At 29.9% G+C, this 16,546-nt stretch carries 11 protein-coding genes; 8 read left to right on the top strand and 3 right to left on the bottom strand.

Annotated features, from left to right (window positions below):
• Window positions 1-453: 453 nt before the first annotated feature.
• Both ACWXVN_RS00625 and ACWXVN_RS00620 read right to left on the bottom strand, forming a co-directional pair.
• Complete coding sequence (locus tag ACWXVN_RS00625) at window positions 454-2,586, bottom strand: Tex-like N-terminal domain-containing protein (RefSeq protein ID WP_455978769.1); 2,133 nt, start codon at window positions 2,584-2,586, stop codon at window positions 454-456.
• 9 nt (window positions 2,587-2,595) lie between these two features.
• Window positions 2,596-3,477, bottom strand: a complete 882-nt coding sequence (locus ACWXVN_RS00620) for a DegV family protein (RefSeq protein ID WP_455978768.1) — start codon at window positions 3,475-3,477, stop codon at window positions 2,596-2,598.
• Window positions 3,478-3,597: 120 nt separating this feature from the next.
• Between ACWXVN_RS00620 and tyrS the strand changes: the two genes are divergently transcribed.
• From tyrS to ACWXVN_RS00590, 6 genes are all read left to right on the top strand, one after another.
• Window positions 3,598-4,827, top strand: coding sequence for a tyrosine--tRNA ligase (tyrS, locus tag ACWXVN_RS00615; RefSeq protein WP_455978767.1), 1,230 nt, complete (start codon window positions 3,598-3,600; stop codon window positions 4,825-4,827).
• A 291-nt stretch (window positions 4,828-5,118) separates the two neighbouring features.
• Complete coding sequence (locus tag ACWXVN_RS00610; RefSeq protein ID WP_455978766.1) at window positions 5,119-5,904, top strand: hypothetical protein; 786 nt, start codon at window positions 5,119-5,121, stop codon at window positions 5,902-5,904.
• 95 nt (window positions 5,905-5,999) lie between these two features.
• The gene (locus ACWXVN_RS00605) at window positions 6,000-8,636 is read left to right on the top strand and encodes an MnuA family membrane nuclease (RefSeq protein WP_455978765.1); all 2,637 of its coding nucleotides are present in this window, start codon (window positions 6,000-6,002) and stop codon (window positions 8,634-8,636) included.
• An 83-nt stretch (window positions 8,637-8,719) separates the two neighbouring features.
• A complete protein-coding gene (topA, locus tag ACWXVN_RS00600) occupies window positions 8,720-10,561 on the top strand; it encodes a type I DNA topoisomerase (protein ID WP_455978764.1) in 1,842 nt (613 codons plus the stop codon).
• Window positions 10,545-11,462, top strand: coding sequence for a hypothetical protein (locus ACWXVN_RS00595; protein WP_455978763.1), 918 nt, complete (start codon window positions 10,545-10,547; stop codon window positions 11,460-11,462). Before topA ends, ACWXVN_RS00595 begins: the two co-directional genes overlap by 17 nt.
• A 142-nt stretch (window positions 11,463-11,604) precedes the next feature.
• Window positions 11,605-14,112 (top strand): hypothetical protein, encoded by a 2,508-nt coding sequence (locus ACWXVN_RS00590; protein ID WP_455978762.1) that lies wholly within the window; start codon window positions 11,605-11,607, stop codon window positions 14,110-14,112.
• An 84-nt stretch (window positions 14,113-14,196) separates the two neighbouring features.
• Here the strand turns inward: ACWXVN_RS00590 and ACWXVN_RS00585 are convergent, their stop codons facing one another.
• Complete coding sequence (locus ACWXVN_RS00585; protein ID WP_438341650.1) at window positions 14,197-14,937, bottom strand: YebC/PmpR family DNA-binding transcriptional regulator; 741 nt, start codon at window positions 14,935-14,937, stop codon at window positions 14,197-14,199.
• 66 nt (window positions 14,938-15,003) lie between these two features.
• Here ACWXVN_RS00585 and nadE point away from each other — a divergent pair, with 66 nt between their 5' ends.
• Window positions 15,004-15,840, top strand: a complete 837-nt coding sequence (gene nadE / locus ACWXVN_RS00580; RefSeq protein WP_455978761.1) for an NAD(+) synthase — start codon at window positions 15,004-15,006, stop codon at window positions 15,838-15,840.
• Complete coding sequence (locus tag ACWXVN_RS00575) at window positions 15,819-16,508, top strand: pseudouridine synthase (protein WP_455978760.1); 690 nt, start codon at window positions 15,819-15,821, stop codon at window positions 16,506-16,508. The genes nadE and ACWXVN_RS00575 overlap by 22 nt, the downstream gene beginning before the upstream one ends.
• Window positions 16,509-16,546 lie beyond the last annotated feature (38 nt).

Below are 16,546 nucleotides of genomic sequence, written 5' to 3'. Positions count from 1 at the left end.
TCTATTTTATATAATTTTCAAATTTTTATAAAAATCGTCAAAAGTTCGAAATTTAAACCTAAACTCCTTAAATTTCGTAATACAAAAAGTTTCAATTTTTCGTTTATTTCAATTCATGTTTTTAAATATCCTAACCTTATAATATTAATTTTCATTGAATTGTATATTTTATTTATTTTTTATATCTCTTATCATTAAATATTTCACTTTTAAAATAATCGTCTAATATTTTTATATTTTTTATTCTTCAGGTTAATATAATTTTTAAGTTATATTTCATGTTTAATACTCCTACACATGATTGTCTCTTTTTTAAATTTGTTATAGGTGATATTATTTTTAATGTTGTCTTAGCGAATAATATTTTTCGTGACATAACCTCCTTTCTATTAGATTAAGTGTCTATAAAAGATGATAAAAAAAGCATCGTCGAGGCGGTGCTTTTACTTTTTCTTATTCAACTATTTGAGCGCTTATTCTCGCTCTTTTTACATCAACATCAAGAATTTTGATTCTAACTTTTTGACCCACTGAAACAATGTCACGTGGATTTTTAACAAATTTTTGCGACAGATTCGAAACGTGGACAAAGGCACTTTGTTTTATTCCGATGTAAACAAAGATTCCAAAGTCAGTAATATTCAGTACGTTTCCTTCAAAAATTTGCCCTTGCTCTATATTTTCAATGTCTAAAACATCTTTTCTTAAGACAAATCCATCTTTTTGGTCGCGAATGTCTTTGGTTGGATTTATCAGCGCTTCTAGAATCAAGTCGATATCATATTTGTTTGAATTTAACTTGTTTACTAGTTCTTCTTTATTTGCTTGTTTTAATTTTGCAGTATCAATGTTATTTAGATCAATTTTTAGTTCTTTAATTAATTGATTGGCAAGAGTGTAGCTTTCAGGGTGGATTTGAGTGCGGTCGTAAAAATTATCAGAATTATAAATTCTTAAAAATCCAATCGCTTGCTCGTAACTTTTTGTTCCAAGTCCTTTAACTTTCAGAATTTCTTTACGATTTTTAAAGGCTCCATTTTCATTACGGTAATCAACAATATTGGCTGCTGTTTTAGCACTAAGTCCAGAAATGTAAGTCAAAATTTCTTTTGTAGCAGTATTAGCATCGACTCCAACCTGGTTTACTACCTTATTAACTTTAAAAGTAAGACTTTCAGCCAGTTCTTTTTGATTAACATCATGTTGATATTGACCTACACCAATAGATTTAGGATCAATTTTGACTAATTCATTAAGTGGATCTTGGAATTTTCTTCCTATGTTGATTGCGCTTCTTTGCTCGACACTAAGGTCAGGAAATTCTTCAATAGCAGTCTTTGAAGCTGAGTAAACACTGGCACCAATTTCACTCACGATTGCATAGAAAATGTGGCTAAAATCTTTTTCTGAATTTATCACTTTTGCAACAAATTCTTCAGTTTCTCTTGAAGCTGTTCCGTTACCAATAACAACAATGTCAACGTTGTATTGACGAAGTAATTTTGTCAGTGTTGCTTTGGATCCTACGAAATCATTTTTCGGCGGTGTGGGATAAATAATGTCAATTTTCAAAACGGCTCCAGTTTTTGAAATAACAGCAATTTTACATCCATTGATGTAAGCTGGATCAATTGCTAAAATAGTCTTATCTTTAACTGCCGGAGCAAGCAACATTTGTTCTAAATTTTGCGCAAAAAGTTCGATAGCTGCTTTTTGTGCTTTGTCGAATAATTCACTCTCAATTTCTCTTTCAATTGAAGGGAAAATTAATCTTTGCAAACTATCTTCTAAAGCAAGAAGATTAATTTGACTGGTAGAAGTATTTTTGCAATATTTATTTTTTAATTGTTCAATGATTGCTCTTTCATCAAAGACTCAAGACACATTGATAATTTTTAATTCTTGTGCTCTTGCTAAGGCTAAAATTCTATGATTCGCTGTTTTATTTATTTTGTGTTCGGAATCATAAAAATCTTTGAAAACTTCCTTTTCGTCAATAGCATTTTTCTTTAGTTTAGTTTTTCAAAGCCCATTTCACAAGATTTGACGTTTAACATAATCACGCACTCCTAGATCCTGACTCATTCACTGACTGATAATGAATGAAGCTTGTTCAATGGCAAAGTCGACATCTTTAACTTTTTCATTGACGTATTTAGCTGCTTCTTTTTTAGGATCAAAATTGGTGTTACGAGTACTAAAAATGATTTTAGCCAAAGGTTCTAGTCCTAGAGCTATAGCTTCAGTAGCTTTTGTTTTCTTTCCAACTTTGAAAGGCTCATAGATATTTTCGACTTCTGCTTTAGTTTCTGAAAGTTTAATTTTTTGTTTAATTTCTTCAGTCAAAAGGCCTTTTTCAGTCAAAATTTCGATGATTGCTTCTTTACGTTTGTTTAATTCTGTGTTGTATTTGTATAGTTTATCAATTTCACCGATTGTTTCTTCATCTAGTCCGCCAGTCTCGCTTTTCCGATAACGACTAATAAAAGGGACAGTCGCCCCTTGTGATAAAAGATTCAATACAACACTAACTTGTTCTTCTTTTAAATTTAATTTTTTAGCTACAAAACTTAAACTTAAATCCATAAATTACTCCTATTTTTTAAATACGTATCCAAATTGTTTTAGTGTTTCTATTTCATCTTTAGCAATAGTTAGGTATGAAAAAGCAATTGCGCCTTTACCAGTATGAATGGCAATAGTAGGACACAATGGAAACACAAAAGCACGACTCAAATTATTTTCTTCTAAAATTTTGCTTACTAGCATTTGAATTTCTACATTATCAGCATTGTTAAACAAGAAATATTTGTCTTCAGCATTTGTATTGTTTTCGTAAAGTTCTCTTGCATATTTAGTTAAAGTTTTTTCAAAAATTCTTCCTTTGGCATATTTGTCTAGTAAACCATCACGAAATTCAATAACTGGCACTATTTTTAATAATTTTGCAATGCTTGCAGCAGCAGGAGATAGTCTGCCACCTCTTACTAATGCTTCGTTTTCTTGCGGGATTAGTAAAGTTTTGTCCTGCGGTTTAGCAAATATCTCAATAGCTTTTTCAAAACTTGCACCATCTTTAATCGCTTTTTGAAAACGTAAAATATCTAGCACAATCGCGTGTGAGATTTTTTTTGATTCAACAACGTATGCTTTATTTTCACTTTCTCAGTCTTCAAACATGATTTTTAAAGACTGGTATTGACGTGATAATTCAGTACTAATTGGATAAATTAGTACTTTATCATACTCAGCAACTTGACTTTTGATTGCTTCGATATCACGTGGTAAAGAAGCAGAAGTTGAAACATTTTTAGCACCATTTTGTTTTGCTCAAATAGTTTTAGCATCAACTTCAACTCCGTCTGAATAACTTTTGTCGTCAATGGTTATTTGAATTGGTAAATAAAATCAACCTAATTTTTCAACTTGAACTTTAGTAAGCCCACAACTGGAATCAACCACAATGGCAATTTTCATTACTCCTCCAATAATTTAAAAAATACTTATAATTAAAAGATATATTTTGTTAGTCTTATAATTTAAATATTAATTATATTAGATTACTAAGAAGCCAAGCACAAATTGTTAGGAGATAAGATGCAAAAATTAATTGAAGATTTAAAAAAACGTCAGATTATTAAAGATATTTCTAAAGAAGATAAAATTAATCTTTTTGATCACACAACTGGAGTTTATACTGGATTTGATCCAACCGCTACTTCTTTACACTTAGGAAACTACATTCATATTGTTAACTTGCTAAGATTTCAAAGAGCAGGTTTTAATGCTATTGCCGTTTTGGGTGGAGCAACTGGCATGGTAGGAGATCCTTCTTTTCGTGAAAGTGAAAGAGAGGAAATGGATCTATCAACTCTAGAATTTAACAAAGCCAAAATTAAAAAACAATTAGAAAGCTTTGGTTTAAAAGTAATTGATAATTATGAATTTTATAAAGATTTGAAGTTTCTAGATTTTCTTAAATATAACGGAAAATTAGTTAATGTAAGTTATATGTTAGCTAAGGATTCAGTAAAACAAAGATTAAAAAATGGAATGACATTTACTGAATTTAGTTATCAATTAATTCAAGGATTCGACTTTAACTTACTGTACGAAAAACACAATGTTTGCATTCAACTTGGTGGTTCAGATCAATGAGGTAATATCACAACCGGTCTAGAAATTATCAAAACATTGCATGGCGAAGATCATAAAGCAATCGGTATCACTTGCAATTTATTAACAGACTCGAATGGTAACAAAATCGGTAAGTCGTTTGGTGGGGGAAGCTTGTGATTAGACCGTGAGCAAACTTCGCCATATAGTATGTATCAATACTTAGTCAACCAACGCGATGAAGACGTTGAAAAACTTTTAAAATGATTAACTTTTGTTTCTTTAGAAGAAATTGAACAAATTATGAAAAAATCAAATGCTGATAAAAGACAACGTTATGCTCAAAAAGTTTTAGCATTTGAAACAATTAAAATTGTTCACGGGGAAAAAACGGCCAAACAATGTGAAGAAATTAGTCAAAAACTTTTTGCAAACGACATTCTAAACTTAAGCGACGATGATTTTGAACTTCTAAAAGGATTTTTACCAGTTTTCGAATATCAAGATGAAAGTGTCATTGATTTTGTTGTAAACAATTCGATTTTAAGTTCTCGTCGTGAATTCAATGAATTTTTAAATAATAAGGCTTTAAGTTTTAATGCTGAGGTTATAACAGATTCACAAAGCAAATTAGACTTTGACAAGTTTGATGGTAAAAAGGGTCTTTTAAAAAGAGGAAAACGTGATTTTTATATCGTTTTCAAAAAATAATACGTGATTCAAAATCAGGAATACCTGATTTTTTCTTTTATTTTTGAACTTGCAAAACGCTTAATCAAAATTTAATTTATATTCGAATGTCAAAATTGTCAATAACTACAAACTTGATGATCAGTTGGAAATCTAAATAAACAAAATTCGATCGAAAACATTTTAATTTTTGGTACTAATACCATTTTTTTGTCTTTTTAGCGCGAAAATAAAAATATTTTTTTCTCGAAATTAATGTCAAAAACTTGTCTATAATTACGTCAATAACTTTAATTTCGAAGGAGCAATTTTATGAAACTATCTAAAAAACTTTTATCATTTTCACTTTTTACTTTAGTTCCGATAGTGGGGGCAGTGTCAGCTATTTCATGTCAAACAACAGTCAAAAAAGATGACCAAAACACTAAAACTTCAAATAACAAAACTGAAACCAATACAACCACTAACAACACAACAAATATCGAAACAAACACAGAGTCTGATACAACCAATAACACAACAAACACTGAAAACAAAACTGAAACAAACACTACTACCAACACTGAAACAAATAAAGAAAGTACACCTAGTGTAAATCCATTAACTCAAGTAAACCCAGATGTTAAATACTCGACAAACACTTTACTACTTCAATGAGCTAATTCAATTGATAATAATTTAGTTTACGCAAATGACAATAGTAAAGATTTGTTAATAAAAGCTTTAAAAAACAATTGAACATTTTTCTATGATTACCACAACTCAACAGTTATCGCATATGAAACAAATGATTGACAAAAAGCTAAAGAAGCAAATAATGTAATTTTCAAATGAAGTGACAGTGTGGTGCGTCCAGATGATGGAAATAGATCAAAATACTTCCAAATAACAAGCAATTCAACTCCTTTAGTTGATAACAGCTACAACGGGACCACAACAAAATCTTCAAACAACGTTTTAAATGTAGTCGTAGATGGAAACAATGTTACAGTTTACTATCTAGCTTCAAAATTCGTTGCTTACCATGATGCAATTGTTGCAGGAAAATTATTGAAAACAACCTTTGAAATCGACAATCTACAAGATCAACTAAAATAATTCGACATTAATTTGCCCTAGAAGGCAAATTTTTGTTTGCCTTGCTTTCGAAAAGCAAGAAGGCGATTTGTTAAAATTAAAGTATCGGAGAAAAGATGAAAAAGTTCAAGAAGAAAAAACTATTAATAACAAGTTTTGCGCTTGCTGGTGTTTTAATTAGTCCCACTGCGATAGCAAGTTGCAAAAATACTGCCACAGATCCAAAACAACCTGAAAAAGATTACAATCTTGACTTAACAAAAGTCAATGACAGTTTAGATTTCAATTTAGTCGATGAAAATCAAGATAATGAAATACTGTGAGAAGAATTAAGTAAACAAAAAATATTGCTTTTTGACTCAACATCTAATTGTTTAGTAGATGCTGAAAGTAAACAAAAAATATTGCAACTAAACAATAATGAATATCAATTAGCAACTCTCGAAAAAGACACTTTGTCAAATCAAGGTTTGGATTCAAACAATGTAAATAATGACATAAAATATTCATTTGATCCAATAAACGGAATTCTACGAATCAAATACTGATTGGTTAAAAAAAGTTTTGTTAATAATCGACATCGTTTTGACAAGAGACCTTTCGAGAAACATTTTAATTTATCTCGTCACTTTAAAAGATTTAATGATTTTTTTGCTTCAAAAATTCAGAATCATGTTTTGTTAAATAAAAATAACATTTCTTTATTAGTTAACTTGATAAAAAATCAAAATTCATTGATTTTTGACACTCAAAATAAAACAATTAATACTGAAAATAACCCACTTTTTGTCTTTGATGATGAAATAAAATCATTATGAAAACAAGATTGAATTTTAGTTAACAAGTTATCAGAACAATGAAAAAAACCTAATTTTTTACTAGATTACAAAGTTGAAAACAATACTTTCCAAATATTTTTCAAAGCGGCAATTTACAAAGATAATCAAGTAATTTTTTTAACAAATCAAGATCTAAATTTAAGTGTTGAAATTGACAATTTAGCTAACGTAATTGACACACAAAAACATGACGATCTTAAACCAATAGATAACAGTAAAAATGAAAATCAAAATACTGACGAAAACACTCCAAAAGATAAACCTGTCGACAATAACGAACAAGATATAAAACAAGTTGATGACCAAGAAAACAAAAAAGAATATAATCCGACTTCTCCTGACGATAATAAACAGCAAGATGTCAGCAAATTTGATGCAGTTTATAACAAAATTAAAGATTCTAAACCACAAGTTATAAACAACAAAGATGGTAAATTGCAATCACGTCTTCAAGATAGAAGATGTAGACTATTTTTTAGTGATGAATTAAGAACAATATCTTGAACTTTCAGTCGTTCTCAAACTCCAAGTACTTCCACTTTAGAAAACAATGTCTTTATAAATCTTTCTGAAATATTGCCTAAAGATTTTGCTCTAAGCAATGTGTCTAATTCAGAATCTACACAAATTGATTTTGCTTTCAATAATAAGTCAAACAATTTAACCTTGAATTTCAAAATTTTAGAATTCAAAGATGAAGGTAATGTAGAAAGTCCAAAGCAATACTCATTAACCATTAATATTGACAATAAAGAAGTTTCTAATAACGGGTCAGTAAACAGTCAAAACTCCGACAATAAAACAGAAAATCCCATACCACCAAAAGTAGAACCTATTGATAACGAAAATACACAATTAGACACAAAAACTTCATTCTTGTCGTGAGACAAGTACGAAATTTTAAACATAATGCACTGAAATATAAAAAACTATGGTAATTCTTGAATAAGTGAAAATTCCTTCAAAGTGCAAGCGATTGCTAAAATAATTTCTCAACAAAAACCAGACATTTTCGGTTTGACCGAAATCAATGATGGTAGAAGTGACCAAGTCCAATACATTGTTGATGTTTTAAACAAACTAACCAACAAAAACTACAAATACATTGCTCAACCTGAAAATGAAAGTGTTTCAACCGATCCACGTTACGAAAAAAGCAGAGAATCTATTGCAATAATTTACGATAGCAACAAAGTTGAACCAATTCCATTTTCGACAAATAAAATAGGTTTTTCATTTTTAGAACAAATCGCAAATAAGCGTTACTATGTTCGTCCACCATTTGCCTTGCAATTTAAATTGAAAGCTAATCCAAAAAGAAGCATATCGACCATTTTTGCTCATTTTGATTCACCAGGAGCAGGAAGAAGAGAAATTGAAAAACCTTCACAATTTTATAAAGGACAAGGAGAGCAAGAAGTTGCTGAAGCACTTTTTATTCCATATTTATTAAATATAGTAAAAAGAATTTCCAACCCAGATTCAGCTATTATTTTTGGTGCTGACACAAATATTATTGAAGATACTATTTTTCAAAAAATCGATCGTGACAATAATGGAGTAAAAGTGTACAATTTCAGAACGGACAATTCCGATTTGACGACTTTAAAAAATAGTGAAAGAGCATGGTCATCTAAATATGATCGTTTCTTATTTATTGAAAGTAAAGATATAGATGTCATAGATAAAAAAGAAAAACATAGTTTAGAAGATAAATACCTTCCTTTTGCATATCCTTATCGTTACAACATGTGAGATCTTTTTAAAAAGGATTTTGACTACAAAAATGTAAAAACTTGAATTGCAAATGAGAATCCAAACAAATTAAAAGAAGACATTACAAGAATTTATGCTGTTAATTATGTAAGTGATCATGCACCAGTTCAAATCAGTGCTGTAATTAATTTAAGTTAGTCTTATGACTAGCTTTTTTATATTTCCAACTAAAAGTACTTTTTTAACCTATTTAACCCTTTTTGCTATAAACTTTATACATTATGAGTAAATTACTAATTGTTGAGTCACCTAATAAAGAAAAAACTATTCAAAAATATCTAGGTTCTGATTACAAAGTACTTGCTTCAAAAGGACATATTTTAGAATTAAAAACAACAGGAAAAGATCAATTAGGAATTGATTTAGACAACTGAGAACCACTATATGCCGAAGAAAAAGGTAAAAAAGAAATAATCAAAAAGTTAAGAGCTGAAGCAAAAAACGCTTCGGTTGTTTATATTGCAACTGACCCTGACCGTGAAGGTGAAGCGATTGCTCAAAATTTAGTTGATTATTTAGGTGTAGAAGATAAATATCGTCGTGTAAGATATAACGAAATTACTGCTCGTGCTATCAAAGAAGCAATTGAAAATAGTCATGACATTGACAAAAACTTAGTTTCAGCCCAAAAAGCAAGAAGAATGCTGGACCGGATTATTGGTTTTAAATTGTCAAAACTAATGAAGAAAACAACAAAAAACACTCCAACTTTACCATCGGCCGGAAGAGTGCAATCAATTGCTTTAAAACTAGTTTGTGATCGTGAAAAAGAAATTAGTGATTTTGTTCCGGTTAAATACGAAACAATTCAAGCAAAACTTGAAAATGGAGTTGTTGCTGATTTATACTTAAAACCAAGTATTTTTGACAAAAACACTTGATTAAGTCCAGAAATCGCTGCTCAAGCGCTCAAAACAAAAACCCACTACCTAGAAGTAGTTGATTTCAAAGTTAGTCAACGAAAAGACACAGATGTTACCCCTTATAAACAAGCAGTTTTGTATCGTGAAGCCAAATATGACTCAAAAGTTGTACAAAATGCAGCACAAAAATTATTTGAACTCGGACTTATTACTTATCCAAGAACTGATTCAACTAGAATGTCAGATCGGTTTGTTGTTGAAGCTAAAGAATTTGTTGCTAAAAAATACGGTCAAGATTATGTAACAGAAACAGTTAAAGGCTTCAGTGGAGAACAAGATGCCCATGAAGCAATTCGTCCTACATCACTTGATTTAGATCCAGCAAGTGCTAAGAAAATTAATAATTTATCACCTCAGCAAGCATACATTTACAAATTAATCTATGACAAAACTTTGATGTCTTTAATGAAGGCACCAGTTCGCGAATTCTATCAATATGACTTAAGAGATGGTTCTTTTAGCTACAAAACATCATTTTCGAAAATAATTTTTCCTGGTTATAGCTTAGTTAAAAAAGATGATGAGGAAAAAAGCATTGACATTCCAAGTTTTGAAGTTGGTCAAAAACTAAAAGTTAGTGAATATATTCATGAATTAAAACAAACTAATCCACCTGCAAGATACACCGAAGGTTCATTAATTCAAATGCTGGATGATATTAAAGTTGGACGTCCCTCAACTTTTGCAACTACTATTAGTGTTATTAAGAAAAGAATGTTTGTTGAAAGACAAGCAACTAGTCTAGTACCAACCAATTTTGGACAAGTAATCAATGAAAAACTAGTTAATAATTTCAGCACTATTATCAATGAAGAATATACATCTCAAGTTGAAGAACAATTAGATAGAATCGCCGAAGGTCAAGAGCAACTAAAAGAAGTAATGGATAATTTTTGAACAAGTTTTAACAAGGTTTATGATAGTGCTTCACAAATAATGGAAGTCAGTCAACTAGAGCGAGAGTATGTTGGTGAAAAATGTCCTCTATGTGATCATGAATTGGTTTATCGTTATAACAAGTCAAATCGTCAACGTTTCATCGGATGCGAACAATTTCCTAAATGTAAATTTACTAAACCAGATCCAAATGCTAAACCAAGATTTTTCAAACGTAAGGTAGCAAATGAAGAAGAAAATTAGTATTTCACCACGCATTTTATGACCAATTATTGGAGTTTTTTCAGTTCTTTCACTAGCAGGTATTATTTATTTTGTGTACTACAACTCACAAACAGTGCATGAAAAAAAATATACTAAAGAACAATATGAAAAAGATGCCAATTCTATTAAATTAACACAAATGGATAAAATTGGTTTAGATAATGCTAAAGAAATTTATCAAAGATATTTAGCTAATGTTGATCCAGATTTAGCGCCTAAATTTACACCGCAAGAAATTAGAGCACAAAAAGAAACACAATCCGAAATTGCTAATGATGCAACAACAGAAGAAAAAGCTCAACCAATTGTTGAAGATGTAACTAAGCAGAGTCCAAATGAATTTATTCGCACAATAATTTCTTTTAATGCTAATTTCACTCAAAATAAAAACATAGATGTAACTTTCACTGCGCTCAACTGGGATGAAAATGAACCTGATTATTTAAAAATTTCTTATTGAGTAAGTGCAAGTCAGGATAAATACTCAAATTTTCCTACATACAAATTCCAAGATGTAAAAGTTAAAATTTTGCAAACTAAAATTAACATCCAGTCTTCCGATTTCATTCTGGCCTTTAACAAAAAATTACCAAGTTTAAAAGCAATCATCAATGATCCAAGTAGTTCAGATTCAACTTACTTTGAGTCACAAGAATTTAAACAACGAATTTTTGATTGATTTAAAGAGTTAATTGATAGTCAAAGACCAAATGTATATCCAGTGAGTGACTATGATTTCAGTAAGCTAGGCAACACAAATTTTGTTACTTATGATGCCAAAAAGGCTAAAAATAATTTGACTGTAAGTTTTTATTTTCGGTCAAAAACTGACCCGAAATTTAATTCGGAAGGTCAAAAGATTGCCTTTTACATTGAATAATCGTTTTCAAGCAAGAACTGTAAGTTTCTTGCTTTTTTATATTTGATTCAAAGCGAAAAACGCCTTTTATATAGTGCTAAAAAACTCACATAGGCCTTTTTGTAGTACAATTTAGAATATTTAAAAAGAAAAAAGGAGTAATATGAAAAAAACTACCAAATTGAGCGCTTTGTTAGTTCTTTTAACAGCGGTAGCAACAGGTATGTCTATTTCTTATTTGGCGCAAAGCAATCTGGCTAAGAAACAAGAACCAAAAGCAGACCAAGGCGAAATAAGAAAAACTCTTGATGAAATTAAGAGTCTTTTGGAACAGAATAAAGAAAATGAAGCATTCAAAGATGCATTCAATAGTATCAACGAAATAATTGCTAAAACAGAAGAAAGTCTAAATTCATCAACTCAGGATCAACTAGATAAAAATAATGAGAATTTAAAAAGTCTTCTACAAAGATTAAAAGAAGAAATTGAGAAATATAAACAATTAGCTAATCAAAAGGCTATTTTTGATTCAAAAACAAACGACAATAAGAATTTAATAGAAGAAATAAATCAGTGAATTCAAACAAACAAAGTAGATATTGCAAACGACAATAATTATGAAACTTTGAATGCTTCACTTTCTAAAAATAATGAATTAATTACCCAAGCGACAAATGATAATGATTTAGTTAAAATTTCTTCTCAAAATGATGAGCTTAAAACAAATTTTGATAATGCTAAAAACACATACAATCAAATTAACGAACAACTTAAAAAAGAAAATTCAGACTTAATAAATAGAGCAAATGAATTATTAACAAAAACGAGTGAAAATGTTGATAAATATAGTCAAGAAATCACTCAAAATACTCAAGCTTTAGAAGATAAAAATAGCGATTTGGTTGCTAAAAATGATTCATTGAAAACATTAATTAGTGATTTAGAAAATCAAATTACCAAAGAAACACAAGATGCAGAAAACAACAACCAAAACAATCAAAACACTGATTTAGTGACAAAATTAACTGAACTAAAAAAAGCATTAGACTCAGTAAACACTGAAAGTTCACTGAAAGCTTCACAAGATGCCCAAAATGCCTTGGATAAAAATGCAACAGATTTTAAAGAGAATCTACCAATTGAACAAAAACAAGAAATCAATAAGAATCTTGAAACAGCTATAGAAAAAGCGCAAGAAGCTCTTGCTTGAGAACAATATAATCTAGCAGTTCAAAAAGCTAGTGAACTAATGCAAAAACTAAATAATTCAGTTGATGATGTTACCGAATATAAACAACAATTGCAAAAAGTACTAAACGACAATGCAAAAAACACTTTAAGCACAACCAGTCAAATTACAAGAGCAACAAACAATATTAATCAAGTTGTTGAAAATATTACCATATTACGTAGAAATGAACTTATTAAAATTAAAAATGAATACTATGCTCTACAAGTTAGTTCAAATGATTTAGTTTTAGAATTTAATGAAATTCAAAAGCGTGAAGACAAAAACGAAAAACAGCAACAAATTGACACAATTGCTAAAAACTTGTTAGCAACAAACGTTGTGATTTCAGAAGATGTGACACCTTATAAACAAGCAATTCAAACAATTAATGAAACTAATTCAATGATTGAAGAACTTAACTTGTATTTTAAAAATAAAGATGCAAAAGCTTGATATGATCAAAATAAAGGTGAACAACCAAGCCAAACAATGATTGAATTAAATAATCAAATCACTGCTGTTACAAATGCGTTGGAAACTAACGAAAATCTTGATGTTAAAACCTTGTATGATTCGCTAGTAAAAGCATGAAATAATGCAATGTTAGAACAGATAGTTCAAAAGAGTGATGAATTAATTGCTAATAATACAAAACGTCAAAGCTACATATATACAGATGAATATAAAGCAAGAGAAAAAATTAATGAAATAACAGAAAACACAAAGGCAACGAAACAAGAAGCAGTTGAATTGCAAAGCGAAAACTCAGTTCAAGACTTTGAAAAAATCCAAGAAATGTGAAAAGATGCCAGCAGTGGCGACAGTGACGAGTTATCACAAAAATGACTAGTCTTTTGATTGATATATTACTACTACAATAAGCTAGTCGATTTTAATAATGATAACTTTAAATATGACTGAAAAACAAATGCAACAAGCGACCTTTTTGATGATCCAAATCAGAAAATAACCGATTATTTTATGGGTGGATTAGATTGGTACCTACAACAATTACTTGAGCTAAAAGATAAATTTTTTACTGAAAAGGGATTGTTTAAAAAATTAGAATACAAATACATGGGCTTTGAACCACTTGGATCTTATTATTTTGAAGTGTATATGTATCTTCATTACTTTACTCAATGATTGATAAAAGTGGCGCCAGAAAATGTAAAACAAAGTCAAGAATACAAGGAATTTTTACCTGATGATAAAGCAGAATTTGCATTTTTATATGAATCTTTGGATTGACAGACAACAAAATATTTTGATGACGGCACATATCTAGATAAAGCAAAAAGTGATGATGAAGTAATAAGCAGAGCATTCCAATACATTGATAAACTTACAAAAATGCTTGCAGAAAATGGAATAGTTGCAAGTCCAGGTGAAGAAATGCCACACTATGAAAGAGTAACAGACAAGTCTTTCTTTGCTTAAAATATAGAATAAATAAAAGTCGCAAACCTAATTGCGACTTTTTTCTTGCACAAAAAAAGATAAGTTTTACCTATCTTTGACAAATTATTCTTCATTCGGGAATTTTGCATTGTGGTAAACTTCTTGTACATCTTCGTCGTCTTCTAGTGTGTCTAAAAAGTTTTCAAATTTTTCAACTTTATCAGCAGGAATTTCTACTTCCATGTTCGGAATATAACTGATTTCTGCTGTCAAGAAGTTTTCAATGTTAAATTGTTGTTCTATGTTTTTCTTTAATTCACTAAAATCTTCAGGATTTGAATAAATTACATATTGTTCGTCTTCAGTAATGAAATCAATTGCTCCACCATCTAAAGCAGCCATCATTAAATCTTCTTCATTTAAGTTGTCAGCCTTAGCAATTACTAAAACTCCTCTTTCATCGAAGGTGTAAGGCACTTTACCATTACCCATTTGCCCATTTACTTTGTTGAAGTAGTGTTGAATGTTTGAAGCTAAACGGTTGAAATTATCAGTTAGACAACTTACGATGAAATTGGTTCCACCAAAAGCTGTGGCGGTATAAATATATGATTTAAAGTTAGATCCTTCTCTTGAACCACCTGAACCTTTTTGAACAGCTTTTTCAATATTTGACTTAGGCATTGAACGTGCTTTAGCCTTAGCAATAGCCATTCTTAAAGCAGGGTTAGCATCTGGATCAGGTCCTCCCAATGCAGCAGCAACCATAATTTCTTTTGAGAATTTTTGAAACATTTTACTTCTTTTAGCATCTTGAGCAGCTTTATGGTGTTTTGTTGTTGCTCATTTTGAGTGTCCTGACATTATTTCTCCTTTAAATTAAGCATAAATATAAAAATAATTATAAGTCTTTTTGATTAAAATTAGAGCATGAAAATTCAAGAAAAAACATTAAAAGAGATACAACAAAGCAATTCTTATTCACAATTAGTTGACTCAATTGATAAATTGCAAGAATGATTAGTCCAAAATTTAAAACATTCAAATCAAAAAGGCTATGTTTTAGGACTTAGTGGTGGTATAGATTCAAGCACTTTAGCAATGATTTTAGACAACAAGCCTGAGCTAAAAAACAATCATTTTTATTCGATCACAATCAACGATTCTTTAAGTGATAAACCAAATTTAAGTGACGTTAAACAATTAGAAAATCAGTTGTGTACCAAAGTTGAATATGTCGATCTTACTCAGGCATATTTAGATTTCAAAAAGAGTCTTAACACAGAAGATAAACTAGTTTTAGCAAACTTAAAAGCACGGATGAGAATGGTGTTTTTGTATGCTAAAGCACAAGAGAATAATGCACTAGTTTTAGGAACTGATAATGCTAATGAATATCATTTAGGTTATTTCACTAAATACGGTGATGGTGCTTGTGATTTATTGCCACTAAGCAATTTTTTAAAGAGTGAAATTTATCAAATTGCAATGATATTAGGAGTTCCTGACTCTATTGTTCACAAAAAACCTAGTGCTGACTTGTGAGAAGGTCAAAATGATGAAGACGAAATGGGATTTAGTTATGATGAATTCGAAGAAATTGCTTTAGGCAACGGTAATGGAAGTAATTTTGAAACAATTGTAAAAAGAATCAAAATCAATCGTCACAAAGTCGAACCAATCAAACAATTTACACAAACACCAAATTACAAATCTATCAATAAGAATATTGAAAAGGTAATTGCATGAGACTTGAAAAATTCTTAAGTGATGCAACAAACTTAAGTCGCTCTGAAATCAAAAAATTAATTGCTTCAAAACGAGTTCTAGTCAATTCTCAAATAGTAACAAAGACACAGCAAGTTACTGAAAATGACACTATTTGCATTGATAATGAGATTATAAAATACCGAAAATTTTTCTACTATATGTTAAATAAACCGCAAGGTTATGTGTGTGCTAATGAAGATAATTTTCAATCTACAATTTTTGATCTAACAAGTTTAGATAACAAAAAATTCTTTAGTTATGGAAGACTGGATAAAGACACAGAAGGACTAATAATTATTTCGAATGATGGACAGCTAGGACACAATTTATTGTCTCCTAAGAAACATGTAAATAAAAAATATTTTGTACGGACTGAAAAACAAGTTAGTCAGGAATATATTTCAGTTTTTGAAAATGGGGTCACGATCGAAGAAAAATTCAAAGCAAAGCCAGCAAAGCTTGAAATTATTAACGAAAATGAGTGTCTTTTGACAATAAGTGAAGGAAAATTTCATCAAGTTAAAAGAATGTTTGAAGCAGTGGGTAACAAGGTAACTTATTTGAAAAGACTCAGTTTTGGTAATCTTCAACTAGACAAAAATTTAGAACTAGGTCAGTGAAGAGAATTGACCGAAAATGAAATAAATATCTTGAAAAACAGTTAATATCTTTTTTGAACTTGATTTTAGCAAACACAAAAGAG

This window comes from Mycoplasma sp. 4044 (assembly GCF_053851695.1).
The sequence above is the reverse complement of the archived record's forward strand: the minus strand, read 5'-3'. Positions and strand labels throughout refer to the sequence as shown.